Origin of the sequence: Cribrihabitans marinus (assembly GCF_900109035.1) — a bacterium.
Classification (GTDB): domain Bacteria; phylum Pseudomonadota; class Alphaproteobacteria; order Rhodobacterales; family Rhodobacteraceae; genus Cribrihabitans; species Cribrihabitans marinus.
Genome location: NZ_FNYD01000001.1, coordinates 231,878 through 255,924, shown reverse-complemented (window position 1 = coordinate 255,924; position 24,047 = coordinate 231,878). Strand labels below are relative to the sequence as shown.

The 24,047-nt window shown below is 67.0% G+C and carries 26 protein-coding genes; 12 read left to right on the top strand and 14 right to left on the bottom strand.

Translation table 11 applies throughout. From position 1 onward, the window contains the following. Positions 1-36 precede the first annotated feature (36 nt). Entirely contained in the window at positions 37-1,311 is a 1,275-nt protein-coding gene (gene eno, locus BMX57_RS01250) for a phosphopyruvate hydratase (protein WP_092361742.1), read from the top strand. A gap of 89 nt (positions 1,312-1,400) precedes the next feature. On the opposite strand, the gene BMX57_RS01245 is transcribed toward eno, so the two are convergent. The 5 genes from BMX57_RS01245 to mazG all read right to left on the bottom strand — a co-directional run bounded on the left by BMX57_RS01245 (position 1,401) and on the right by mazG (position 5,171). After that, positions 1,401-2,255: an FkbM family methyltransferase gene (locus tag BMX57_RS01245; RefSeq protein WP_092361741.1), complete on the bottom strand. Its 855-nt coding sequence runs from the start codon at positions 2,253-2,255 to the stop codon at positions 1,401-1,403. A 121-nt stretch (positions 2,256-2,376) separates the two neighbouring features. After that, positions 2,377-2,652 (bottom strand): glycine zipper 2TM domain-containing protein, encoded by a 276-nt coding sequence (locus BMX57_RS01240; RefSeq protein WP_092361740.1) that lies wholly within the window; start codon positions 2,650-2,652, stop codon positions 2,377-2,379. Between the two features lie 162 nt (positions 2,653-2,814). Continuing rightward, complete coding sequence (locus tag BMX57_RS01235) at positions 2,815-3,264, bottom strand: GNAT family N-acetyltransferase (RefSeq protein WP_092361739.1); 450 nt, start codon at positions 3,262-3,264, stop codon at positions 2,815-2,817. Continuing rightward, positions 3,261-4,202, bottom strand: coding sequence for a nucleoside hydrolase (locus tag BMX57_RS01230; RefSeq protein ID WP_092361738.1), 942 nt, complete (start codon positions 4,200-4,202; stop codon positions 3,261-3,263). The genes BMX57_RS01235 and BMX57_RS01230 overlap by 4 nt, the downstream gene beginning before the upstream one ends. Before the next feature lie 153 nt (positions 4,203-4,355). After that, positions 4,356-5,171 carry a nucleoside triphosphate pyrophosphohydrolase gene (mazG, locus tag BMX57_RS01225; RefSeq protein ID WP_092361736.1) on the bottom strand — a complete coding sequence of 272 codons (816 nt, stop codon included), beginning with the start codon at positions 5,169-5,171 and terminating at the stop codon, positions 4,356-4,358. A 65-nt stretch (positions 5,172-5,236) separates the two neighbouring features. On the opposite strand from mazG, the gene BMX57_RS01220 reads away from it, so the two are divergent. From BMX57_RS01220 to BMX57_RS01205, 4 genes are read left to right on the top strand one after another with little or no spacing between them, the layout of a single operon-like run. Beyond that, positions 5,237-6,400: a M20 aminoacylase family protein gene (locus BMX57_RS01220; RefSeq protein WP_092361734.1), complete on the top strand. Its 1,164-nt coding sequence runs from the start codon at positions 5,237-5,239 to the stop codon at positions 6,398-6,400. A 10-nt stretch (positions 6,401-6,410) separates the two neighbouring features. Beyond that, positions 6,411-7,373: an agmatinase gene (gene speB, locus BMX57_RS01215; RefSeq protein ID WP_092361732.1), complete on the top strand. Its 963-nt coding sequence runs from the start codon at positions 6,411-6,413 to the stop codon at positions 7,371-7,373. Further along, positions 7,370-8,317: an agmatinase gene (speB, locus tag BMX57_RS01210; RefSeq protein WP_092361730.1), complete on the top strand. Its 948-nt coding sequence runs from the start codon at positions 7,370-7,372 to the stop codon at positions 8,315-8,317. The genes speB (BMX57_RS01215) and speB (BMX57_RS01210) overlap by 4 nt, the downstream gene beginning before the upstream one ends. Before the next feature lie 42 nt (positions 8,318-8,359). Beyond that, positions 8,360-8,779 (top strand): DUF1499 domain-containing protein, encoded by a 420-nt coding sequence (locus tag BMX57_RS01205; protein ID WP_092361717.1) that lies wholly within the window; start codon positions 8,360-8,362, stop codon positions 8,777-8,779. Here the strand turns inward: BMX57_RS01205 and BMX57_RS01200 are convergent. Further along, positions 8,714-9,001 carry a hypothetical protein gene (locus tag BMX57_RS01200; RefSeq protein WP_092361715.1) on the bottom strand — a complete coding sequence of 96 codons (288 nt, stop codon included), beginning with the start codon at positions 8,999-9,001 and terminating at the stop codon, positions 8,714-8,716. The two genes, BMX57_RS01205 and BMX57_RS01200, sit on opposite strands and share 66 nt — an antisense overlap. Positions 9,002-9,062: 61 nt before the next feature. On the opposite strand from BMX57_RS01200, the gene prfA reads away from it, so the two are divergent. From prfA to BMX57_RS01185, 3 genes are all read left to right on the top strand, one after another. Then, positions 9,063-10,115: a peptide chain release factor 1 gene (prfA, locus tag BMX57_RS01195; RefSeq protein ID WP_092362201.1), complete on the top strand. Its 1,053-nt coding sequence runs from the start codon at positions 9,063-9,065 to the stop codon at positions 10,113-10,115. Beyond that, complete coding sequence (prmC, locus tag BMX57_RS01190) at positions 10,112-10,957, top strand: peptide chain release factor N(5)-glutamine methyltransferase (RefSeq protein WP_092361713.1); 846 nt, start codon at positions 10,112-10,114, stop codon at positions 10,955-10,957. Before prfA ends, prmC begins: the two co-directional genes overlap by 4 nt. A gap of 241 nt (positions 10,958-11,198) precedes the next feature. Continuing rightward, the gene (locus BMX57_RS01185; RefSeq protein ID WP_092361711.1) at positions 11,199-11,777 is read left to right on the top strand and encodes a DUF4167 domain-containing protein; all 579 of its coding nucleotides are present in this window, start codon (positions 11,199-11,201) and stop codon (positions 11,775-11,777) included. Between the two features lie 209 nt (positions 11,778-11,986). Here BMX57_RS01185 and BMX57_RS01180 read toward each other — a convergent pair whose 3' ends face one another. From BMX57_RS01180 to lptF, 8 genes are all read right to left on the bottom strand, one after another. After that, positions 11,987-12,589, bottom strand: coding sequence for a GNAT family N-acetyltransferase (locus BMX57_RS01180; RefSeq protein WP_092361709.1), 603 nt, complete (start codon positions 12,587-12,589; stop codon positions 11,987-11,989). Positions 12,590-12,638: 49 nt separating this feature from the next. Then, positions 12,639-13,124: a GNAT family N-acetyltransferase gene (locus BMX57_RS01175; RefSeq protein WP_092361707.1), complete on the bottom strand. Its 486-nt coding sequence runs from the start codon at positions 13,122-13,124 to the stop codon at positions 12,639-12,641. Positions 13,125-13,310: 186 nt separating this feature from the next. Further along, entirely contained in the window at positions 13,311-14,153 is an 843-nt protein-coding gene (gene rsmA, locus BMX57_RS01170; protein WP_092361705.1) for a 16S rRNA (adenine(1518)-N(6)/adenine(1519)-N(6))-dimethyltransferase RsmA, read from the bottom strand. Then, positions 14,150-15,115 carry a 4-hydroxythreonine-4-phosphate dehydrogenase PdxA gene (gene pdxA, locus BMX57_RS01165; RefSeq protein ID WP_092361703.1) on the bottom strand — a complete coding sequence of 322 codons (966 nt, stop codon included), beginning with the start codon at positions 15,113-15,115 and terminating at the stop codon, positions 14,150-14,152. Before pdxA ends, rsmA begins: the two co-directional genes overlap by 4 nt. Continuing rightward, entirely contained in the window at positions 15,112-16,368 is a 1,257-nt protein-coding gene (locus BMX57_RS01160) for a peptidylprolyl isomerase (protein ID WP_092361701.1), read from the bottom strand. Before BMX57_RS01160 ends, pdxA begins: the two co-directional genes overlap by 4 nt. Beyond that, positions 16,353-18,506: an LPS-assembly protein LptD gene (locus tag BMX57_RS01155; RefSeq protein ID WP_229724135.1), complete on the bottom strand. Its 2,154-nt coding sequence runs from the start codon at positions 18,504-18,506 to the stop codon at positions 16,353-16,355. The genes BMX57_RS01160 and BMX57_RS01155 overlap by 16 nt, the downstream gene beginning before the upstream one ends. Next, on the bottom strand, positions 18,503-19,600 hold the full coding sequence (gene lptG, locus BMX57_RS01150) for an LPS export ABC transporter permease LptG (protein ID WP_092361699.1): 1,098 nt from the start codon (positions 19,598-19,600) through the stop codon (positions 18,503-18,505). Before lptG ends, BMX57_RS01155 begins: the two co-directional genes overlap by 4 nt. Next, positions 19,597-20,730 (bottom strand): LPS export ABC transporter permease LptF, encoded by a 1,134-nt coding sequence (gene lptF, locus BMX57_RS01145; RefSeq protein ID WP_092361697.1) that lies wholly within the window; start codon positions 20,728-20,730, stop codon positions 19,597-19,599. The genes lptG and lptF overlap by 4 nt, the downstream gene beginning before the upstream one ends. A 136-nt stretch (positions 20,731-20,866) precedes the next feature. Between lptF and BMX57_RS01140 the strand changes: the two genes are divergently transcribed. Genes BMX57_RS01140 through BMX57_RS01125 form a run of 4 tightly spaced genes read left to right on the top strand, consistent with a single transcriptional unit; the run spans position 20,867 to position 24,045 of the window. Then, entirely contained in the window at positions 20,867-22,357 is a 1,491-nt protein-coding gene (locus BMX57_RS01140) for a leucyl aminopeptidase (RefSeq protein ID WP_092362197.1), read from the top strand. A gap of 46 nt (positions 22,358-22,403) precedes the next feature. Next, positions 22,404-22,805 carry a VOC family protein gene (locus BMX57_RS01135; protein WP_092361695.1) on the top strand — a complete coding sequence of 134 codons (402 nt, stop codon included), beginning with the start codon at positions 22,404-22,406 and terminating at the stop codon, positions 22,803-22,805. Then, entirely contained in the window at positions 22,806-23,264 is a 459-nt protein-coding gene (locus tag BMX57_RS01130; RefSeq protein WP_092361694.1) for a DNA polymerase III subunit chi, read from the top strand. It begins immediately after the preceding gene. A gap of 16 nt (positions 23,265-23,280) precedes the next feature. Then, positions 23,281-24,045 carry an NAD(P)H-dependent oxidoreductase gene (locus BMX57_RS01125; RefSeq protein ID WP_092361692.1) on the top strand — a complete coding sequence of 255 codons (765 nt, stop codon included), beginning with the start codon at positions 23,281-23,283 and terminating at the stop codon, positions 24,043-24,045. The last annotated feature ends 2 nt before the right edge of the window (positions 24,046-24,047 follow it).

Here is a 24,047-nt window from a genome sequence, read left to right as displayed (position 1 = left end):
CAGCGGCAAATCAATTCCAGTCCGAGGACGCCCCACATGAGCACCATCATCGACATCCATGCCCGCGAAATCCTCGACAGCCGGGGCAATCCCACGGTCGAGGTCGACGTGATCCTCGAAGACGGCACCATGGGCCGCGCCGCCGTGCCCTCGGGCGCCTCCACCGGCGCCTATGAGGCGGTCGAGAAGCGCGACGGCGACAAGGCGCGCTACATGGGCAAGGGCGTGCTCGAGGCCGTGGCCGCCGTGAACGGCGAGATCGCCGAGGAACTGGTGGGCTTCGACGCCACCGAGCAGGTCGCCATCGACCGGACCATGATCGAACTGGACGGAACCGCCAACAAGGCCCGGCTGGGCGCCAACGCGATCCTCGGCGTGAGCCTCGCCGTGGCAAAGGCGGCCGCCGATTTCACCGCGCAGCCGCTCTATCGCTATGTGGGCGGCACGTCGGCGCGGGTTCTGCCGGTGCCGATGATGAACATCATCAATGGCGGCGAACATGCCGACAACCCGATCGACATCCAGGAATTCATGATCATGCCGGTCTCGGCCGCGAATATCCGCGAGGCCGTGCGCATGGGCTCCGAGGTGTTCCACACGCTGAAGAAGGAGCTGTCGGCCGCCGGCATGTCCACCGGGCTGGGCGACGAGGGCGGCTTCGCGCCCGAGCTGGGCTCGACCCGCGACGCGCTGGACTTCATCCTGAAATCCATCGAGAAGGCGGGCTATGCGCCGGGCGACGACATCTGCCTTGCGCTGGATTGCGCGGCCACGGAGTACGTCAAGGACGGAAAGTATGTCTTTGCCGGGGAAGGAAAAACCCTGTCTTCGGAGGAGAACGTCGCCTATCTGCAGGCGCTGGTGAACGACTATCCGATCATCTCGATCGAGGACGGCATGTCCGAGGATGACTGGGATGGCTGGAAGGCGCTGACCGACGCGCTGGGGGACAAGGTACAGCTGGTGGGCGACGATCTGTTCGTCACCAACCCCGAGCGTCTGGCCGACGGCATCGCGCGCGGCTGTGCCAATTCGATGCTGGTGAAGGTCAACCAGATCGGCTCGCTGACCGAGACGCTGCGCGCGGTCGATATGGCCCACCGGGCGCGCTATACCAACGTGATGAGTCACCGCTCGGGCGAGACCGAGGACGCCACCATCGCCGATCTGGCCGTGGCCACCAATTGCGGACAGATCAAGACCGGCTCGCTGGCGCGGTCGGACCGGCTGGCCAAGTACAACCAGCTGATCCGCATCGAGGAAGCATTGGGCGAAGTGGCCGAGTACGCCGGCCGCAGCATCCTGCGCTGAACCAAATACGCGGGGCCTCCGTCCGGTGTTGGGCGGGGGTCTGGCGCCAATCTCGCGACGCGCGGCCAGTTCCTTGGGCGGCGGGTCGGTCAGCTGTCCTGCGGCAGGCTTTCGGCCGAGATCGCGCCGGCGAGGTCGCGCAACATGCCGGCATGACGCCGCCGGACACGATGTGCAGCGCGCGTGTCGAACAGGGATTGGCGCAGGAAGAACACGTTGAGCTGGCGGCGGCGCTGATAGGCCGAGAGGAACGGCAACAGCCCGAATCCGGCCAGGATCCTGGCGACATCGGCATAGACCAGTTGCCCGGCCCATTCCTCCTTTTCCTCCAGCTCGATAAAGGCCAGATCGACCTGGTGAAAGGCCTCGCTGCCGCCGTCCAGCACCTGGCCCACGGCACCTTCGACATCGATCCAGGCGGCGATACGGCCGCTGTCGGGCGTGACGATCGAATCCAGCTTGTGACAGGGCGTTTCGAACTGCCGGGCATCGCGGCCGCTTTCCTTGGGCGCGTTCAGGCTGCCGGTTCCACGGCCAAGATGCCCATCCTCGCGGATCGGCACGTTGAACGTGGCGGTCCCGTCCGCATCCCCGATGCACTCGTTGCGATAGGTGACGCCGGCGGCTTCCGCTTCGGCCCGGTACTCGCCATAGATTGCCGGGTTCGCTTCGAAGGCGATGACCTGGGCTTCGGGATGCTTGGCCTTGCAGCGGCGGGAAAACCCGGCCTCATGCGCGCCGATTTCAAGGATCGTGTCCGGGGCCAGCAGATCCACCATCCGCTCGAACAGGATCTCGACATTGCGCGTGGTCTGGCGAAAGATCCTCTTGCGGATGCCGTGCGGCGCGTCGTCGCCGCCAAGCATCGAGAAGGTCGCCAGATGCGTCTGGGCGCGGTGTTCCTCGATCAGGTGGTCGAGCAGAAGTTCGGGGAAATTCGTCAATGACAAGGCACCCTTGACCGCGGACCCGGGCCGGGGCCGCCTTGATGGATGCCGCGATCATAGGGTGCAGGCTCGGCCGGCCGCAACCCTTGCGGATTGCGGCCGTTCCGAAATCTTCGGCTTACGGGCAGGCGGCCGTGTAGTAGGTGCCGTCGCCGCGCGAATAGGCGCATTGCTGCGACTGGTTGTTCTGCGCGACAAGCGTACCTGCAGCGGCGCCGCCAAGGGCCGCGATCAGCTTCCAGTCGTCATCGGCCTTGAGCGCATCCGCGGCGATCAGGCCGGCGGCCGCGCCGCCCGCAACACCCGCAACGGTGCGCTGTTCGGGTGTCAGGTTGGTGCAGGCCGTCAGGGCCACCGCGGCAAAGGCGGTCGGCACGATCATGGAAAGTTTCATCGCAAGTCTCCTTGGCAGTTGAAAGAAGGCCGCAAAACGCGGCGGGACTCTGCGGCACAACCAACCAGAACCGCGCAGGTTCCAAAACCTCTTGAAAAAGACCGGCTGGAATTTGCCGATCCGCGGGCGGTCTTGCGCGCGGACCCGCGCATCGGCCCGGTGTCAGAGCTTGCGCGACATCAGCATGTAGCGGTCGCGGCCCTGGAATCCCGCCCGCTGGTAGAGGCGCTGCGCGGAGGTGTCATCGCCGTCGACCTCCAGATGCAGCGCCTTGATGCCGCCGCGGGCCAGCGCCTTGGGCAATTCGGTCAGCACCTCGCCGGCAATGCCGCGGCGGCGGATCGCAGGGCGGATATAGATCTCGTCGACAAAGGCATCCATCCCGCCGAACTCGACCGACCAGCCGAAGGTGATGACCACATAGCCCAGCGGCGCGCGCGCCGGTCCGATCAGGTAGACGCAGCCATGCGGTATGCCATCGAGCAGCGGGGCCACCGCGGCGCGGCGCTCCTCGTCGGTCTGCGCCAGCCCGGTCTCGGCGTGAAACGCCTCGACCAGTGCCGTCACGCGGTCCAGGTCCTCGGGGCGGGCAAGGCGCAGCGCGGCGGTCATAGACGGGCCAGCCGGTCGGTCAGCAGCGCGAAGAACCCGTCGGCGTCCACGTCGCCCATGAAGGTCGCGTTGGGCGCACGGTCGGTGACGCCCCACCAGTCGGCCACGGTCATCCCCAGAGTCAGCTCCGATTGCGTCTCGATCTCGACATTGATGTGCCGGCCCGAGAACAGCTCCGGCCGGATCAGGTAGGCGGTGACGCAGGGATCGTGCAGCGGCGCGCCGTCCGATCCGTATTTCTCGCGGTCGAACCGTTCGAAGAAATCGGTCATCTCGGCCACCGCCGCGCCGACCCGGCTTCCCAGGGCGCGAAAGGCGTCGTTGCGCGCCTTGGTGACCAGCGCCTTGTGGGTGACATCCAGCGGCATCACGGTGATCGGTGCGCCGGATCGGAACACGATCCCCGCCGCCTCGGGATCGACGTAGATGTTGAATTCGGCCGCCGGCGTGATGTTGCCGACCTCGAAATAGGCGCCGCCCATCAGCACGATCTCCTGAACGCGGCCGGCGATCTCGGGCGCCTTGCGGAAGGCGGTCGCGATGTTGGTCAGCGGACCCAACGGGCAGAGCGTCACGGTGCCGGGCGAATTGTCGCGCAGGGTCTCGATGATGACATCCACCGCGTGACCTTCCGCCAGCGGCATCTGCGGCTCGGGCAGGGCGGGGCCGTCGAGACCGGTCTTGCCATGCACATGCTCGGCGGTGACGAGCGGCCGCACCAGCGGCGCGTCGCATCCGGCGTGAACCGGGATGTCGGTGCGGCCCGCCAGTTCGCAGACGATCCGCGCGTTGCGCGCGGTCAGCGCCAGCGGAACATTGCCGGCAACGGCGGTGATGCCCAGAACCTCCATCTCGTCGGGGCTGGCCAGCGCCAGCAGGATCGCCACGGCGTCGTCCTGGCCGGGATCGGTGTCGATGATGATCTTGCGTGGGGGCATACGCACTCCCTGCCTTGAACAACGTCTTGCATCGTGATTGTCCCGTGGTCATTAATCGCCGCATGGACCAACCGCAAGGGAAGTCGTCCGGGCCGGCAATTGCCGGCCGGAGAGGCCACGCCTGACCATCCCCGAAAGCCTGCGCGACCGGATCTAGCGCCTCTCGCCGCGTTTGGCGGCATCCCAGAGCGCGTCCATTTCCTCGAGCGTGCTGTCGGCCGGGGTCTTGCCCTGCGTGGCCAGGCGCGCCTCGATCGTCTCGAAGCGGCGGGTGAACTTGGCGTTGGTGCGCCTCAGCGCCGCCTCGGGATCGACGCCCAGATGCCGGCCCAGGTTGACGATGACAAAGAGCAGGTCGCCGAACTCGTCCTCCAGCGCGTCGGCATCCTTGCTGTCGCGCGCTTCGGCCAGTTCCTGCGCCTCTTCGGTGATCTTGTCCAGCACCGGGCCGATCTCGCCCCAGTCGAAACCAACCCGCGCCGCCCGCTTCTGCAACTTGAGCGCGCGCATCAGTGCCGGCAGGCCCAGCGCGACCCCGTCCAGTGCGCCACGCTGCGCCTTGCCCGCGCGCTCGGCGGCCTTGATCGCCTCCCAGTCGCGGGTCTGCTGGTCGGCGGACTTGTCGCGGCTTTCGTCGCCGAACACATGCGGATGGCGGGCGACCATCTTGTCGGACATGGTTCGCACCACGTCCTGAAAGGTGAAATGCCCGGCCTCGTCGGCCATCTGCGCGTGAAACACCGACTGGAACAACAGATCGCCCAGTTCGCCCTTCAGCTCGTTCCAGGCCCGCCGGTCGATGGCGTCGGCCACCTCATGCGCTTCTTCGATCGTATAGGGGGCGATGGTGGCGAAATCCTGTTCGATGTCCCAGGGACATCCCGTGTCGGGATCGCGCAGGCGGCGCATGATTTCCAGCAGCCGTTCGATCCCGGCGTCGCGGTCGTGGATGAGTGGTTTTTCCGGCATTGCGAAGCCCCCCGTTCCGGTGTCAGATGCATCCATTCCAAGACCAGACCCAGGAGTCCAGCCCAATGCCCGTCGTGAACCGCATCGCGGATTTCGCCGCCGACATGACCGAGTGGCGCCGGCATCTGCACCAGATCCCCGAACTGGGGCTGGACTGCCCCGAGACCGCGGGTTTCGTGGTCGAACGGCTGCGTGACTTCGGGGTGGACGAGATTCACGAGGGGATCGCCCGGACCGGCGTGGTGGCAATCATCGAGGGGCAGGGCGCGGGGCCGACCATCGGGCTGCGGGCCGACATGGACGCGCTGCCCATCGTCGAGGCGACCGGCCTGCCGCATGCCTCGCAGCGGCCGGGAAGGATGCATGCCTGCGGCCATGACGGGCACACGACGATGCTTCTGGGCGCGGCCCGCTACCTGGCCGAGACGCGGAACTTCGCCGGCCGCGTCGCGCTGATCTTCCAGCCGGCCGAGGAGAATGGCGGCGGCGCCGGCGTGATGGTCGAGGAGGGCGTGATGGACCGGTTCGACATCGCCGAGGTCTATGCGCTGCACAACGCGCCCGGTTTCGATGCCGGTGCCTTCTACACCAATCCCGGCCCGATCATGGCGGCGGTGGACACGTTTCACATCCATGTGCGCGGCGTCGGCGGGCATGGCGCGCTGCCGCAGGACACGCGCGACCCGGTGATCGCCGCGGTCTCGATCGCGCAGGCGATCCAGACCATTGTCAGCCGCAACCACTATGCGCTGGATGACCTGGTGATCTCGATCACCCAGATCCACGCCGGGACGGTCGACAACGTGATCCCCGACACCGCCTATCTCAACGGCACGGTGCGCACCTTCGATCCGGCGGTGCAGCAGATGGTCATGGCCCGGATGCAGCAGATCGTCGCCGGGCAGGCGGCCAGTTTCGGGGTCGAGGCCGAGCTTGACTACGAGGTGGGCTATCCCGCCACCGTCAACGATCCCGACCGTGCGGGGTTTGCCGCGTCGGTTGCGCGTGAGGTGGCCGGCGAGGGCCGCGTGCTGGCCGAGGCGGGGCGCGAGATGGGGGCCGAGGATTTCTCCTACATGCTGCAGGCCCGGCCCGGCGCCTATCTGTTCCTGGGTCAGGGCGCCGGCGCCGGGCTGCACCACCCGGGCTATGACTTCAACGACGAGATCGCGCCCATCGGCGCCTCGTTCTTCGCGCGGCTGGTGGAAACCGCCCAGCCCGCAGCCTGAAGGACCGGACATGGCACTCGAAGACGCAAAGACACAGGTGGACGAGGCATTCACCCGCAAGGATCTCAAGGGCCCGTCCTTCGAGAACACCTTTGGCGGGGCGACCTCGTTCCTGCGGCGCAAATACACCAAGGACCTGACCGGGGTGGATATCGCCGTGACCGGTGTGCCCTTCGACCAGGCCGCAACCAACCGCCCCGGCACGCGGCTGGGGCCGCGCGCGCTCCGCGAGGCCAGCGCGCTGCAATCACCCGATGCGCCCTATGGCTGGCCCTATGACGCGCTCAGCGAGATGGCGATCATCGACTACGGCGATCTGGCCTTCGACTATGCCAACGTGCCGGCCTTTCCCGAGACGCTGACCGACCATGTGCGCGGCATCCTCGATGCCGGTGTCGCCTCGGTGGCGCTGGGGGGCGATCACTATATCAGCTTTCCCATCCTCAAGGCCTATGCCGAGAAGTTCGGGCCGATGTCGCTTCTGCAGTTCGATGCCCATACCGACACCTGGCCCGACGACAACATGGACCGGGTGGACCACGGCACGATGTTCTACAAGGCGGTGAAATCGGGCATTGTCGATCCCGCGCGCTCGGTCCAGGTCGGCATCCGCACCACCAACGAGGACACGCTGGGCGTCAACATCATCGACGCGCGCGAGGTCTATGAATCCGGCCCCGCGGCGGTGGCGCAGAAGATCAAGCGGATCGTGGGCACCAGCCCGGTCTACCTGAGCTTCGACATCGACGGGCTGGACCCGGCCTTTGCGCCCGGCACCGGAACGCCGGTCTGGGGCGGCCTCAGCTCGATCCAGACCGCCATCATCCTGCGCGACATCGCCGGCATCGACATCAAGGGCGGCGACGTGGTCGAGGTCTCGCCGCCCTACGACACCTCGGGCGCGACCGCCATTGCCGGCGCCCATATCGCGACCGAGATCATCTGCCTTCTGGGGTGGGCAAAACGGAAATGACCGAATTCAACCAGCCGATCAGCGGCAACGACCTGGCGCGCTTCTCGGGACCCAACAGCTTCATGCGGCTGCCCCAGGCCGAGCGGCTTGACGGGCTGGATGTGGCGGTCCTGGGCGTGCCGATGGATATCGGCACCTCGTGGCGGCCCGGCACCCGGTTCGGCCCCAAGCAGATCCGCGCCGAAAGCGCGATGATCCGGCCCTACAACATGGCCACGGGGGCAGCCCCCTTCGACAGCCTGCAGGTGGCCGATATCGGCGACCTGGCGATCAACACCTTCTCGCTGGCCGACAGTCTGCGGATCATCCGCGACAGCTATGACGGGCTCTTGGCCGCGGGCGTGATACCGGTGGCGATGGGGGGCGATCATTCCATCACCCTGCCGATCCTGCGCGCGGTTGCCGCCCGCCACGGGCCGGTGGCGCTGGTGCATGTGGATGCCCATGCCGATGTCAACGACACCATGTTCGGCGAGCGCGAGACCCACGGCACCGTGTTCCGCCGGGCGCAGGAAGAGGGGCTGATCCAGCCCGACAAGACCTATCAGGTGGGTCTGCGCGGCACCGGCTACACCGCCGAGGATTTCACCGAGGCGCAGGGCTGGGGATTTCAGCAGTTCCCGGCGCATGAGCTGTGGTTCAAGAGCCTGGCGCCTCTGGGTGCGGAAATTCCTCGCGATATCGGCGATAGGCCGGTCTATGTCTCCTATGATATCGACAGTCTCGACCCGGCTTATGCGCCGGGCACCGGCACGCCCGAGATCGGCGGGCTGACCACGCCGCAGGCGCTTGAGCTGATCCGCGCCCTGCGCGGGGTGAACATCGTCGGCTGCGATCTGGTCGAGGTGTCGCCGCCCTATGATCCGTCGGGCAACACCGCCCTGACGGCGGCGAACCTGCTCTACGAGCTGATCTGCGTGCTGCCGGGCGTGAAACACAGGTAACGGGCCGGCCGATCCGGGGCGCGGTCCGGCAGGGGGCACGGGATGGGACGAAGCGTGACGATACTCTGGCTGGTGATCGCGGCGGCGGTCGTGGCACTGGGCTATGTGCGCCTGGCGCCCAGCGATCCGCAGCGCTGGCACGTGCCGCCGCAGGTTCAGGCCGACGCCGACCTGCCGGGCGGCGCGAAACGCCGGGTCGAGACCGGCCCCGACGGGCTTGAGCGGCTGGACATGATCGCCCGAGACTGGCCGCGCACAAAGGTTCTGGCCGGCTCGGTCGAGCAGGGGATGGTGACCTATCTCACCCGCAGCAAGGTCATCGGCTTTCCCGACTACACCACGGTTCAGCAGGTCGGCGACCATCTCGAGATCTTCGCGCGCCTGCGTTTCGGCGGATCAGATCTTGGGGTGAACAAGGCCCGCGTCGAAGAGTGGATCGACGCTTTGCAGGCCGGAGGATAGGCAGCCCTGCTGCACCTCGCGCCACATCGGCACGTTCAGCGACATCTGGCATTGCGCCGTGAACATGCGCCCGTCCACCTGCAGGCAGATCATCTCGCCCAGTTCCACGCGGGCGCCGCTCTTGTCGGTGCAGTAGCATTCCCGCACCTTGCCGCCCGGGCCGACGACATCCGCCGCGACCGGCGAAGCCATCAGGACCAGCATCAGGGCAAAGCGTGTCATGGCCTGAGTTTAGCACGTCAAGAGCCTTGACCAAACACCTGTTATGTCGGACACCGCCGGCATGGTCCCCGAAGAGCGCCTTGAACAGATCACCCAGAGGTTCCAATACCTCGAAGCCGCCATGTCCGAGGGGGCGGCCGGCGGGGATTTCGCGGCGTTGGGCCGGGAATACGCCGAGCTGAAACCGGTGGTCGAGCAGATCGACCAATGGCGGCGCCTGCGCGCGGATCTGGCCGAGGCCGAGGCGATGCTGGCCGATCCCGACATGCGCGAGCTGGCGGAGGAAGAGGTCGCTTCCCTGCGCTCGCGCCTGCCGGAGGTGGAGCACGCCCTGCAGCTTGCGCTGCTGCCGCGCGACGCGGCCGATGCGCGCCCCGCGATCCTCGAGATCCGGCCCGGCACGGGCGGAGACGAGGCGGCGCTCTTTGCCGCGGACCTGATGCGCATGTATCAGCGATATGCCGAGGCGCGGGGCTGGAGTTTCGATGTCGTCGAGGAACAGGCCACCGAGCTGGGCGGTCTCAAGGAACTGGTGGCCCATGTGAAGGGCGACGGCGTCTTCGCCCGGCTCAAGTTCGAATCCGGTGTGCACCGGGTCCAGCGCGTGCCCACCACCGAGAGCGGCGGCCGCATCCACACCTCGGCGGCGACCGTGGCGGTGCTGCCCGAGGCGCAGGACGTGGACATCCAGATCGACCCGGGCGAGTTGCGCATCGACACGATGCGCGCCTCGGGCGCGGGCGGGCAGCATGTGAACACCACCGATTCCGCCGTGCGCATCACCCATCTGCCGACCGGCATCGTCGTGACCAGTTCCGAGAAGAGCCAGCACCGCAACCGCGAGATTGCCCTTCAAGTGCTGAAGTCGCGCCTGTTCGACCTGGAGCGCCAGCGGATCGACAGCGAACGCTCGGCCGACCGCGCGGCCCAGGTCGGCAGCGGCGACCGCTCCGAGCGCATCCGCACCTACAACTTTCCGCAGGGCCGCATGACCGATCACCGGATCAACCTGACCCTCTACAAGCTGGACCAGGTGATGGCGGGCGATCTGGACGAGGTGATCGACGCGCTGATCGCGGACGACCAGGCCAGCCGTTTGGCCGCCTTTTCATGAACGGCCGCGCAACAGCGGCGCAGGCGATGGCGGCGGCCTCGGCCCGGCTGCGCGCCGCCGGGGTGCCGGATCCGGCCCGCGACGCGCGGATGCTGCTGGCCCATGCCGCGCGGATCGAGGCCAGCCGGGTCACGCTGATCGCCCCCGAAGAGCTGGACCCCGCCATCGCCGAACGTTTCGAGCAGCTGATCGCCCTGCGCGCCATCCGCGTGCCGGTCTCGCATCTGCTGGGCGAGCGCGACTTCTACGGCCGCCGCTTCAAGGTCAGCCGCGACGTGCTGGACCCGCGCCCCGAGACCGAGATCCTCATCGAGGCCGCGCTGGCCGAGCCGTTCTCGCGCGTGCTGGATCTCGGCACCGGATCGGGCTGCATCCTGGTGACGCTGCTGGCCGAGCGTGCCGAGGCGCGCGGCACCGGTGTGGACCTGAGCAGCGCCGCCTGCCTGCAGGCCAGCGCCAACGCCGTTCTGCACCGGGTCGAGGCGCGCGCCGAGATCCTGCAGTCGGACTGGCTGGACCAGGTTTCGGGCCGGTTCGACCTGATCGTCTCGAACCCGCCCTATATCGCGTGCGACGAGATGGACGGACTGTCGGCCGAGGTGCGCGAGCATGAGCCCGAAATGGCGCTGACCGATGGCGGCGACGGGCTGGGCGCCTATCGGCGCATCGCCGCCGACGCGCCCGGGCACATGACCGGTGGCGGGCGGCTGCTGGTCGAGATCGGCCCGACGCAGGCGGCGGTGGTGACGGATCTGCTGGACGCGGCTGGGTTGGAGCGGGTGCAAGTCATCCAGGATCTCGACGGCCGCGACCGGGTCGTCGCCGCGCGCAGGCCGCGCTGATCCGCCGATTTCGAGGTATTTTTGCCGAATCCGGCCGAATTCACCGAAAATTATGCCGCGCCCCCTTGTCTGACCGGGATGGACGTGTTTACTCAGGATTGTCGCAAAGATTGACGCTGCCATTTCGGCGGCTCACAGGCGACGCCAAGCCCTCAACAGTCGACACCCCGGCAGCACTTCGCCGCACATAGCGTCAAGACGGGGCAATCGACAGTGGTTCATAAGGCTGACGTAAAGCAAAATGAGATCTTCCAAATCCCGTTCGCGGTCGAAGAATAACCGCAACCGGCCGTCCGGCGGCAATGTCGTCAACCGTGTGTTCGACAGCTCCGGACCCGAAGGCAAGGTGCGCGGAACGCCGCAGCAGATCATCGACAAGTACAACCAGCTGGCACGGGATGCGCAGCTGGGAAATGACCGTGTCGCCACCGAGAATTTCCAGCAGCACGCCGAGCACTACCAGCGTCTGCTGAACGAGGCCCAGCGCGAGATCGAATCGCGCCGCGAGGAGCAGGAGCGCCAGAACCGCGAGCGCCAGGCCGAACGCGACCGCGAACGCGCCGAGCGGCAGGAGCGCGAGGCCGCCGGCGGCGGCAGCCAGGGATCCTCGGACCCGGGCGCGACAGCGCAGCCCGATGTGCTGGACCTGTCTGACGCCGGCGGCAATGAAGGCTCCGGCCTGGTCGAGACGCCCGAAAGCAAGCCAAACAAGCCCGCCCGCAAACCGCGCGCCCGCAAGCCGAAACCGGCCGAAGGGGAACAGGCGGATGACACCAAGCCGTCGGGCCCCAACGAGGACGCGACCAAGGTCGCCGAATAAGCAGGTGATGACCCGATGGTCCCGCAAGCCCCGGCCCAGCGCCGGGGCTTTGCTTTGTGCGCGCGAGTTCCGTCAGCGGTCTTCGTGGTGACGGAGTGGCGCAAGGCAATTGATCCCAAAGGAAACAGCGGAGCGCTCTGCATGGAAAGTCGGATCAGCGGACATAGTTAGCTTTCGCTGCGGCTGCGCCAAAGTCTGCATCACATTTCTTAGAGCGACTTGACCATCAGCACCCAATCTTGGCCTGGCCCTTCCCAGTCACCCTTGAACATTGGGCGTCTGGCCATCTCTCTAAGGCCACTGCGTTCATAAAGACGGATCGCCGGGGTGCTGGCATCAGAAACCACCAGTGCGATACGGGAGTGTCCGCCAGCGCGGGCCATGCTTTGCGCTTGCGCCATCAAACGGGCACCATGTCCCAAGCCGCGATATGCAGGCAGTGTTGCGATCACGTTTAGGCACCATGCTTCTGGGACAAGGTTCTCCAGTTCCATCAGTGGGACCCACTCGGCATCGACGCCTTCGAGCGAAGCCGGTTCGGCTCCGTGGGGTTGTCCCATCATGACCGCCTCGACACCGGAGCCTTGATCGAGCACGACGATGTTCCATCCGGACTCTATCTGCTCGAACTGTTGAAGACGACCGTGTTCCCATGGATCACCGTTTGTGCCTGCCAGTCGCTTCCAGACTGTTAGGAGTATGCCGCCAGATGCCATGTCGTTAAGCCGCGCAACCGTGTCAGCATCCTCTTGCCTGAAAGGCCGCAGCGGAGGGGCAAGTGCGACCGAAGGGTCTGACCTGATTTGCGTCATTGGATTTCCTTCAAATTTCTAAACTAAGTGGATTCAAGCAATTTGCAGTTCACAGAGTCATAGACATTTCATGCCAGATCATCCCTCCGTGATCGGAGTCCGAGGGTTGCTGATAGTCATATCCAAACTTCTCATAGAACTGCACGTGGTGCTCCTTGCACATAAGATGAATGGCCGCCTTCCCCCGTCCCCTCATGCGTTTCTCGAATTCGGCTAAGAGAGCCTTTGAGTAACCTTTTCCCTGATGCTCGGGATCGACAACAACTGACATGATGACCACATGCGGTGCGTTTGGATCGTGACCGATGAGTTCCTTGAACTCTTCGTCTGACATCTCGACATTGTAGGCACATCCGCAATTGATGAACCCAACAATCTGTCCACTTATTTCAAGGATTAGAAATCCCTCTGGATAGGTCTCAATGCGCATTTCGATTTTCGCAAGGCTAGCTGCCTCGTCTCCCTCGTATGCTGATGTTTCAATTTCGAAGCAGCGAATTGCGTCGGTCGGGAGAGCGTTTCGAAATACATGCATGCTTCAACGCTAGTCCCATAATGCTGTTATGGCTAGATGTGCCAAGTACCGGCCAACCAACGAAGAGCTGCCATTCGTCTAGTCCGCAGAATCGGTGACCCTGGGCTCAATCGACCATCGCCATCCCAAGCCTCGGAATCGCCCACACCGCAACAGGCAACGCCCCACCCCGGCGCCGGGGCGCTTTCAGCTCCGGTCGAGTTGGCGGGCCAGGGCGCAGAACGCCTCGAGCGGGATCTGTTCGGCCCGGTCGGTGGGGGTGATGCCGGCGGCGCGCAGGCGGTCCTCGATGTCGGGCGCCAGGCCCTTGAGCGCGGCGCGCAGCATCTTGCGGCGCTGGTTGAAGGCCGCCGCCACCACACGCGACAGCACCGCGGGATCCGCCGGATGGCGCGGTCCGGGCAGGGCGGTCAGATGCACGACCGCACTCGACACCTTGGGCGGCGGGCTGAAGGCGCCCGGCGGCAGCGCCATCACGATCCGCGCATCGCTGCGCCATTGCGCCAGAACCGCCAGCCGGCCATAGGCCTTGCCGCCGGGCTGTGCCACGATCCGCTCGGCCACCTCGCGCTGAAACATCAGCGTCAGGCTCTGCCAGTAGGGCGGCCAGTCCGGCGGCGTCAGCCAACGCACCAGAAGCTCGGTGCCCACGTTGTACGGCAGGTTGGCCACCACCCGGATCGGTTTCGTCAGATGCGCGGGCGCGTCGATCTCAAGCGCGTCGCCCTGCAGGATGTGCAACCGGCCGGGATAGGCGGCGGCGATCTCCTCCAACGCCGGGATGCAGCGTGCGTCCTTCTCGACCGCCAGCACCCGCCGCGCGCCCTCGGCCAGCAGCCCGCGGGTCAGCCCGCCGGGGCCCGGCCCGATCTCGAGCACGTCGCAGGAGGTCAGGTCGCCCGCCTGCCGGGCGATCTTGGCGGTGAGGTTGAGGTCCAGAAGGAAGTTCTGCCCCAGCGCCTTGCGCGCCGACAGCCGGTGCCTGGCGATCACCTCGCGCAGCGGCGGCAGCGTGTCGATGGCGCTCATGCCGCCCGGGCCATGCGCTGTGCCAGCTTCAGCGCCTCGATCAGGCTGGTGGGATTGGCGGTGCCGGTGCCGGCGATGTCGAATGCGGTGCCGTGGTCGGGCGAGGTGCGGATGAACGGCAGGCCCAGCGTCACGTTCACACCGCGGTCGAAATCCAGCGTCTTGATCGGGATCAGCGCCTGGTCGTGATACATCGCGATCGCCGCGTCGTAACGGGCGCGGGCGGCGGCATGGAACATCGTGTCCGCCGGGTGCGGCCCGGTCAGCGTGTAGGGGCCGGACATCGACGCCACCAGATCGGCGATCCAGTCCAGCTCCTCGCGCCCCATCGCGCCGCCTTCGCCGGCATGGGGGTTCAGGCCGGCAACCGCGATCCGGGGGCGGGCGATGCCGAACTTCGCGGTCAGGTCAGCGGCGGTGATCTCGATGGTCGCGCGCAGCAGATCGGGCGTCAGGGCGCGCGGCACCTGGGCCAGAGGGACATGAATGGTGACCGGAACGACCCGCAGGCTCGGCCCGGCCAGCATCATCACCGCCTGTGCGCCGCCTGCCAGCGCAGCCAGGAACTCGGTATGGCCGGGATAGGCGAAATCGGCCCCGTCGATCAGCGCCTTCTTGTGGATGGGTGCGGTGCAGACCGCCGAGGCGGCGCCGTCCTGTACCAGAGACACGGCCTTTTCGATGGCGGCGATCACGCCGGCGGCGTTTCGCGGATCGGCCCGACCCGGGACCGAGGGCGCGGCGAAGGGCAGCGGCAGAACGGGCAGGGCGCTTGCGCTGGCGGCGACCGCCTGTCCGGACGCCTCGATCCGGGCCACGGGCGTCTCGGGCGGCAGGTGCGAAGGATCCCCGATCCAGACGAAGGGGCAGGTATCGCGCAGCGTGTCCCAGGCGCGGGCCGCGATCTCGGGGCCGATCCCGGCCGGTTCGCCGCAGCTCAGCGCGATGGGGCGCGGGCTCATGGCTCGGCAATCACCGCGTCGGCGCGCAGCTGTTGCAGAAGGCTGTCGGCGAAGGCGTTCAGACGCTGTTCGGTGAGCGCCCGCACGACATCCTCGCGCTCGACATCCTGGCCGAGTTCCCGGGTCCGGCTGCAGAGCATCAGCATCACCAGTGTCTGACCGTTGCTGCGCGTGAGCCCGGTCGAACTTTCGTTCGGGTCCAGCTTGGCCAGTTCCAGCGCGATGTCGCGCGGGATCTCGCGCGGTGCAGCCTGGACCCGGTCCAGAACCTCGGGCGGCTGACCCTTGGCGACACCGTAGAGGTCATCGCAAGTGTCCACGCGGGCCTGGATCCGGGCCGCCTGTTGCAGGGTCTCGGCATTGCGCCCGCCGGCCAGGTAATAGGCGGCATAGTCGATCTCGGCATAGTTCGGCTCGCCGCGCGCGACTTCCTGGATGCCGCGCATCTGGAACACCGCGACGGCGTTGGGCAGTGTGATCGGATCGGTCACGTCACCCGGCGTCAGGTCCAGGATCAGCGGCCTCAGGCCGGCGGGAATCCGGGTGATCGGCACCCATTCCATCCGGCCGCCATTGTTGCTCGTGTCGGCGGCCGAGTATTGCGCGGCCGCGGCGGAAAAGGCGTCATAGCCCTCGATCTCGGCCAGTTCGCGCGCCAGGGCATCGACCTGGTCGACGGTTTGCGGTGTGACCGGGATGATGATCTCGGACAGCAGCACGCGCAGCCCGCCGCCACCGCCGGCCTGGCCCAGCGCGCGTTCGATCTCGTCGTCGGTGGGACGCGCCTGCGACAGGTAGCGCGCGGCGATGTAGTCGCGCCAGGTCAGCTGGATCTCGACGAAGTCGCGCACGGTCTCGGGCCAGACGCCTTCGCCCTCCAGCGCGTTGAGGAACTCCTCGCCCGACAGGTTGGCGCGCCCGGCCAGCTCGTCGATGCCGGTCTGCACTTCTTCGGGGGCCACTTCGATCCCGGCCTCTTCGATGACCTGCTGTTTCAGGCGGTCGTCGATCAGGGCCTCGCGCGCGGCCCGTTCGGGGTTGCCGGGGATGTTGAGGATATCCATGAACCGGATGCGCTGTTCCAGCTCGAATCCGGTGACCACGTCCTCGTTGACCTCGATCGCGGGCGCGAACTGGGCCTGTGCCGGCAGGACCGCCGGCCCGGCGCTCAGCAGCGCCGCCAGGGCGACCTGCGCGCCCCTCCGGGCCAGTCGGTCGAGGATGCGTCGGGAATGGGTCAGGTGCTGCTGCATGATCGCCTGTATTCTTTGTTTGCGCCCGCCACGGCAAAGCCGTTGAGCGAGATGGATAGGCCGAAATCGGTCGAGGGTTCAACGCTCTCCGACGAGGTATAGCGCCGGCTGACCGAGATGTTAACGGTCAGGCATTCGTTGCGGTAGATCAACCCGAGACCCGCATTGATCGGGCGGCTGTCGTTGATGTCGTAGCGGATGTCGCCCAGGGCGGTCCAGTGCCGGTTGAGGTCATAGCCGCCGTCGAGCCAGATTTCCGAGACCGCCAGGTCCCGGTCCTCCTGCGGATCGCGGCCCAGCCAGACATAGGTGCCGCTCAGCCGCGCCGTGTCGTTCTGCCATGCCCCGCGCAGCTCGGCCTTGGACAGGTTGAACGCGCTGTTGAGCAGCCCGCGCCCGGCCAGAGACAGGCCCGTGCCGGTTTGGATCTGGCCCGCAAGCAGCAGGTCCGAGGCCTTGCCACCGAGGCCCGATGTCTTGGAAAACCGCGGGTCCGACTCCTGCCGATAGACCTGGCCGACCGTGCCGCGGAACTGCCAGCCATTGGCCGCGTAGCGGGCCCAGTTCAGGCCCAGCACCGCGGTCAGCCCGTCCTCGCGGGCGTCGGGGGCCGGGAAGCGCGACAGGTCCAGCAGATTGCCCTGGTCGAACTCGACGAAGTTGCTTTCGTCGCGCGGCACGTCGTCGCCGGTCGTATCGGCCCAGCCGATCTGGAAGATCGGTTCGATGTAGTCTGTGGCGCCGGTTTCCGTCGCGCGGGTCATCGGATAGCGCAGGGTGAGCGCCGCGCGCGGCGTGATGCGAAGCGACTCGGGCGGGAAGTTGTCGTCATCGCTGACGCGGAACCCGTCCACCGCCGTTCCGATCCGCCAGTCCGCGCGCAGACCCGACGCCATCGTCCAGCTGCGCAGCCACTCGGCATCGAAGGTGGCCCGGGTGATGTCTCGGCCAAGCACGTCCACGGGTGAGGGCCGGCGGTAGCCGTGCAGCAGGAAGCCGAGCCGCACCTCGCCGCCGATCGCGGTCGGAAACAGGCGCCGCTGGAAGCCGAGATCGACGATTTCCTGCGGCAATTGCTCGGCATCCTCGCCGTCCCGCAGCGTCTTGTAGTGGATCAGGCCGACATGAAACAGGCTGTCGCGGCGGACCCGTTCCAGCGCGATCTCGCTGCGCAGCCGGTCCAGGTCCGGCAGGCCGTAATCGACCAGATAGGCGTTGTCCGAGGTGGTCTTGATGTCGAAGCGCAACCGGAAGTCGTCAGGCAGGAAGAACTGGCCATCGGCGAACAGGTAGCCGCGGTCGTCATCGGGCATCAGGTCATCGCGGGTATAGGCCCCCTCGAGCTGGATGCGCCCGGTCCGGAACGCCTGGCGATAGCGCAGGCCCAGCGTCCGCGTCTTGGACGAGATGTAGGGCGTCAGCGTCAGGTCGCGGTGATCGCCCAGGCGGATGAAATAGGGGATCCGCACCCCGGTGCCCAGCTGCGACGTGCTGCGGATCGACGGGATCAGGAATCCGGTGGCCCGGTCCAGAGTGGGGTCCGGCACGCGCAGGCCGGGAAAATAGAACACTGGGACATCGCGGATCAGGAATTGCGCGCCTTCCAGGTAGAGTTGGCGTTCCTCCTGATCGTGCGTGATCTTTCGTGCGCGCACCTGCCACAGCGGCGGACCTCCGTTTTGGCATATATTGCAGGATGTTACGGCGGTCTTGTAAAGCTGCGTATAGCGCCCGCCGACCCGGGTCATCTGCAGCGAGGCCAGTTGCAGCTGCTGGTCGAAGACCATCCGCGCGCCGCGAAGGAGCCCGTTCTGCAGCCCCGCATCCATCTCGGCGGTATCGGCCAGGATGGTCACGGAACCGCCCTGGTCGATGCGGATCGGGCCTTCGAGGGTCAACTGGCCACTGTCACGGTCGAAGATGATGCCCTGGGCGCTGAGCCGGATGTCGCCCTGGTAGGCCTCGACATTGCCCTTGGCGATGAGCTGGCGTTCCGGCGTGATGAAGACCTCATCCGCGACCAGAACTGCCGGGGCGCCCGCTTGCGGGGCCTCGAGGTTCTGCGCTGTGCCTCGCACCGGTGCCGCCAGCGCTGTCGCCAGGGCCGTGACAAGGGCCAAGACCCGGCCTCGCATCATCCGTCCTCCGCATGCAGGAGCAGACCGATGGTCAGCAGGATTGACGCCACCGGCGGCGCCCAGGCGGCGAGTGTCACCGGCAATTGCCCGTTGGCGCCCAGAACCTGGGCGAAGTTGCGGATGAAATAGAGCGTGAAGCCCAGCAGGATGGTGATCAGAACCGCCGTCCCCGTGCCGCCGAACCGGGTGTGCCGCATGGTGAAGGCCGCGCCGACCAGCACCATCGACAGCAGGAACAGGGGCCGCGCCAGTTCCGATTGCAGCCAGACCTCGTGCTGCTTGGTCGAGAAACCGGCCTGGCGCAGTTGCCGGATCATGTCGGGCAGGTCGTAGACCGAGATGCTGCTCGCGCGGCCCAGGCTGTCGCGGATCCTCTCCTGGGTCAGCGTTGTCGGGATCTCCAGCGCCTCGTGTTCGGCCGCGCCCGCCTCGGGGTTCAGCCCTGCCGACAGCGGCCAGACCTTGGCGCTGTTCAGAATCCAGGTCTGGCCTTCGAGCCGCGCGCTTTCGGCGCGGATCTGGCGCACCGGGCCGCCGTCGCGCGCATAGGTCAGGATCGACACGTCATAGAGCACCGCACCCTCTTCGCCGAACCCGGTGGCGTGGATCACCGATTGCCCGCGCGGGCTGCCTTGGCGCAGCCACAGCCCCTCGCCGCTGAGCGACAGGACCGAGGGGCCGCCGTTGCGGAACGTGTCGGACAGGCGCTGGTAACGCTCGGATGTCGCGGCCACGATCGGGTTCAGCGTCGTCACCGCCAGCCCGCCGATCAGCAGGGCCACGATGCCCGGTGCCAGCAGCGCCCGGATGCCGGACCGCCCGATCGCGCGGGTGACGACCAGTTCCGAGCTGCGCGCCAGTCCGACGAACAGAACCACGGTGGACAGGATCATCACCAGCGGCAGGATCTCGCTGATCGCCGAGGGCGCGTTCAGCAGCGTCAGTTTCACCAGCTGGCCGAAACCCAGTTCGATCCCCTCGAAACGCCGAAGCTGCTCGATCAGGTCGATCAGCAGGATGAGGGTCAGGAACACCGCGCCGATGATCAGGAAGCTTTGCAGGAAGCGGCGCGCGAAATAGCGGTCCAGGATCATTGCGCCACCTCGCCCGACCGTCGTTTGAGGATCACCGACAGGGGCCGGCCGGATATGCGCAGGAAGACCGCCGCGATGGCCAGGCCCAGCACGGTGGGCAGGTAGATCAGTGGCCACATGGCCGCGTTCTTCAGGACCGGCTCGGTCACCGCGCCGCGCAGAAGCTCGAGCGCCACGAGGATCAGGAAGGCCAGCAAGGCCTGCTGCCAGACGCCGAAACGCGAGAACCCGCCCAGCAACAGCGAGGAGAATCCGATCAGGGCCACGGCCACGCAGACCAGCGCCCGCGCGAACCGCAGGTGCAACTCCTCGGCGATCTGCCCCGGGGTGTAGCCATCGGTCTGTGAAATCGCATCCGCGCTCTGTATCAGCTCGCCCGTGGGAATAGCGCGGATGTTTCGCGTTTCCCTGTCGCCCTTGTCGATCAGGCTACTGATATCATAAGAGAAATCGGAAAAGACCGTGCTCGACATCGTGTTCTCGGCCTCGTTCAGCCGCTGCGCCAGACCATCGACCATCACCAGGTTCGCGCGCGCCCCGTCGCGGACCAGATAGGCCCGCGCACCGGTATAGGTCACGGTCTCGCCGGGCTTGCGCCGGTCGGACAGGAAGACATCCTTGAGCGTCCCGTCGGCGTCGATCTGGCGGATATAGAAGGTCACGCCCGAGGCCGGGTGCAGGAAGCTGCCTTCGCTCAGCAGTCGCGCGGTGACGTTGCGCGCCACCTCGTCCTCCCGGACCTCGAGCTGCTTGATCGAGGCGGGCAGCAGCACGTTGGTCAGAACCAGCATCATCGCGGCCGAGAACAGCCCGAAGACCAGCGCCGGGCGCGCCAGCCGCCAGGGGCTGGAACCGGTGGCCTGCATCACCGTCAACTCGCTGTCGCCGTTGAGCCGGTTGGTGACATAGACGGCGGCGGCAAAGGCCGCCAGCGGCAGCACCATGCGGATCAGGTTGGGCAGGGTCAGCGCGGTGAACTCGAGGAAGACGAGGGCGGACTGCCCGTCTCCGATCAGCCTGTCGAACAGCACCACGGCGCGGTTGATCCAGAAGACCGAGACCAGAATCAGGGCGAAAAACCCGAAGAACAGCAGAAATTGCGACAGCACATATCTGTCGTACCGTGACACTGCGACCCCCTGGTCCCTGCGAGACTGCCCATTTCGCCGGACCTTAGAACAATTGCCGGGCGGGGAAAACTGCTATCTGGTCAAGCCCCGGGCGGCGCGTTACCTGTTGCCCGTCACAACCACCGAGGAGCCCGAGATGAGCCGCACGATCCCGATCCGATTCCAGCCCACCGACCTGGACGCCATCGCAACCGCCGAAGGCCGCGTCGCGGTGATCGTGACGCCCGACGGCAAGCTGGATCCCGGGGCACGTCGGGCCAACCGGCTGACCAAGGGGGCGCTGGCCCGGCTGGTCGACAGCAAGCGGTTCTCCAAGGTTAAAAGCGGCGACGTGATCTCGCTGGCCTGGCCCGCGGGACTGGCGGCCGAGGCGCTCGATGTGCTGATCCTGCCGCGCCGCGCCGATGCGACCGAGACGCGCAAGGCCGGCGCGGCGCTGGCCAAGGGGCTGGGCGGCAAGCCGCTTCTGCTGATGGCGGGCAACCAGGGGCGCGCGGCCGACCTGGCGCTGGGGCTTGCCCTGCGCAGCTACAAGTTCGACGCGCATAAATCCGCCGAGGATGACGACAAGGACGACAAGGGTACGGCCGAGATTACCATCGCCCATTCCAAGCCGGACGCCGCGGCCGAGGCGTTCGCGCCCCTGCAGGCGGCGGCCGAGGGCGTGATGATGACCCGCGATCTGGTCAACGAGCCGGCCAACGTGCTGACCACGACCGAGTTCGCCGACCGCCTGAAGGCCATGGAGGATCTCGGGCTCAAGGTTGAGGTGCTGGACGAGGATGCGCTGGAAAAACTCGGGATGCGCACGCTGCTGAGCGTCGGGCAAGGCTCGGACAGCCCTTCGAAAGTGGTGGTGATGCAGTGGAGCGGCGGCGAAAAGGACGAGGCGCCGCTGGCGCTCGTGGGCAAGGGCGTGGTGTTCGACACCGGCGGGATCTCGCTGAAGCCCGCCGGCGGCATGGAGGACATGACCATGGACATGGGCGGTGCCGGGGTCGTGGCCGGCACCATGCGCGCGCTGGCGCTGCGCAAGGCCAAGGCCAATGTCGTGGGACTGGTGGGCCTGGTCGAGAACATGCCCTCGGGCAATGCCACGCGCCCGGGCGACGTGGTCAAATCGATGAAGGGCGACACGGTCGAGATCATCAACACCGATGCCGAGGGGCGGCTGGTCCTGGCGGATGTGCTCTGGTACGCGCAGGACCGGTTCAACCCCGCCGGGGTGATCGACCTGGCGACGTTGACCGGCGCGATCATCATCGGGCTGGGCCATGAGAACGCCGGGGTCTTTTCGAACAACGACACGCTCTGCGATGCCTTCCTGAAATCGGCCGCGGCCGAGGACGAGGGCGCCTGGCGGATGCCGCTGGGCAAGGCCTATGACGAACAGCTGAAATCGCGCATCGCCGACATGAAGAACGTCGGCGGACGGCCCGCGGGCTCAATCACCGCGGCGCAGTTCCTCCAGCGTTTCATCAAGGACGAGACACCCTGGATCCACCTGGACATCGCCGGTGTCGCGCTGGTGAAGTCCGAAGGTGCCTATGCGCCCAAGGGTTCGACCGGGTGGGGCGTGCGGGCGCTGGACCGGCTGGTGAAGGACAAGTTCGAAACCGGCGACTGATCGTGATATCTTGGCGGCGCAGAGCCGCCGCCACGAGGATCCCGCAATGCTGATCGCCGCCACCCGATACCATGACTGCGAGGCCGCGCTGAAGTTTCTGACCGGCGTGTTCGGCCCGAGCGAACACGCGGTTCACCGCGACGCAAGCGGAGCGATCGTGCACGCGCAGCTGATGCTGGGGCAGGGCATGTTCATGTTCGGCCCGTGGAACGGCGGCGATTTCGGCCGGTTCATGGTCGATCCCGCCAAGGTCGGCGGCGAAACCACGGCGGTCTATGCGGTGGTCGATGACGTGGCCGCGCGCCACGACCGGATCGCCGCCGCCGGAGCCGAGATCGTGATGCCGCTCGAGGCGCAGGATTATGGCGGTTCGAATTTCTCGGTGCGCGACCCCGAGGGCCATATCAGGAGCTTCGGCGACTATGATCCCCATGCGGCGGCGGGCTGAATGGGCGCGGTCTATTTCTATCACCTGACGCGCCGCCCGCTGGAGGAGACCCTGCCGGTCCTTCTGGACAAGGCGCGCGGCGCCGGCTGGCGCATCGCCGTCCGCGGGCGCGATCCGGGCCGGCTCGACTGGCTGGACGAGAGGCTCTGGCTGGGGCCCGAGGACGGGTTCCTGCCGCATGGCCGCGCAGGCGGGCCGCATGACGCCGACCAGCCGATCCTGCTGACCACGGCGGCCGAGGCGCCCAACGGGGCGGTCTGCGTGATGGCGGTGGACGGGGCCGAGGTGGCGCCCGACGAGGTTGCGGCGCTGGAACGGGTCTGCATCCTGTTCGACGGCACCGACCCGCAGGCGGTGCAGACCGCGCGCGACCAGTGGAAGGCGCTGACCGGTGCGGGATGTCCGGCGCAATACTGGTCCGAGGAATCGGGACGGTGGGAAAAGAAGGCCGAGGCCTGAGCGGCAAGGACACGCCATGACCACCACCCTGATCGTCCTGGCACATCCCGAGCGGCGTTCGTTCAACGGGGCCTGGGCCGAGGCCAGCGCAGAGGCGTCACGCCGACTTGGCCACAAGGTGCTGTGGTCGGATCTGTGCGGCCAGCGTTTCGATGCGGTCGAGCGGGCGGAGCATTATGCTCAGGTCCAAAAGGACCAGCCCTTCGATCCGCTCAAGGCGCAAGGCGGGCGGCCCGATGGCAACGGCCTGCCGCGCGACGTGGCGGGCGAGATCGCCAAGCTGCAGGCCGCCGACCGGGTGATCTTTCACTTCCCGCTCTGGTGGTTTGCGCCGCCGGCGGTGCTCAAGGGGTGGTTCGACCGGGTGCTGGTGCATGGCGCGCTGCACAGCGTCGACGAGCGGTTCGACCGGGGCCGCTTTCTGGGCCGAAAGGCGATGTTTTGCGTCACCACCGGCGCGACCGAGGTGGAATGCGGCCCCGGCGGCAAGGAAGGGGATCTGTCGCTGCTGCTGTGGCCCGTGGCCTATACGCTGCGCTACCTCGGCTTCACGGTTCTCGATCCGGTTTCGGTGCATGGCGTGCACGGCTATCACGAGGGCGCGGCGCAACGGGCGCTGCAGGCGCGGCTGACGGCGGCGCTCGCCGCACAGGAAGGGGTGATCGCCGGGTTCGACGCCCGGCCGGCGCTGAGGTTCAACGCCGATGCCGAGTTCGACGCGCAGGGCCAGCTGCGCCCCGATGCGGCCAGCCATTCCCCCTTTATCCGCCGCGAGGGCTGAGC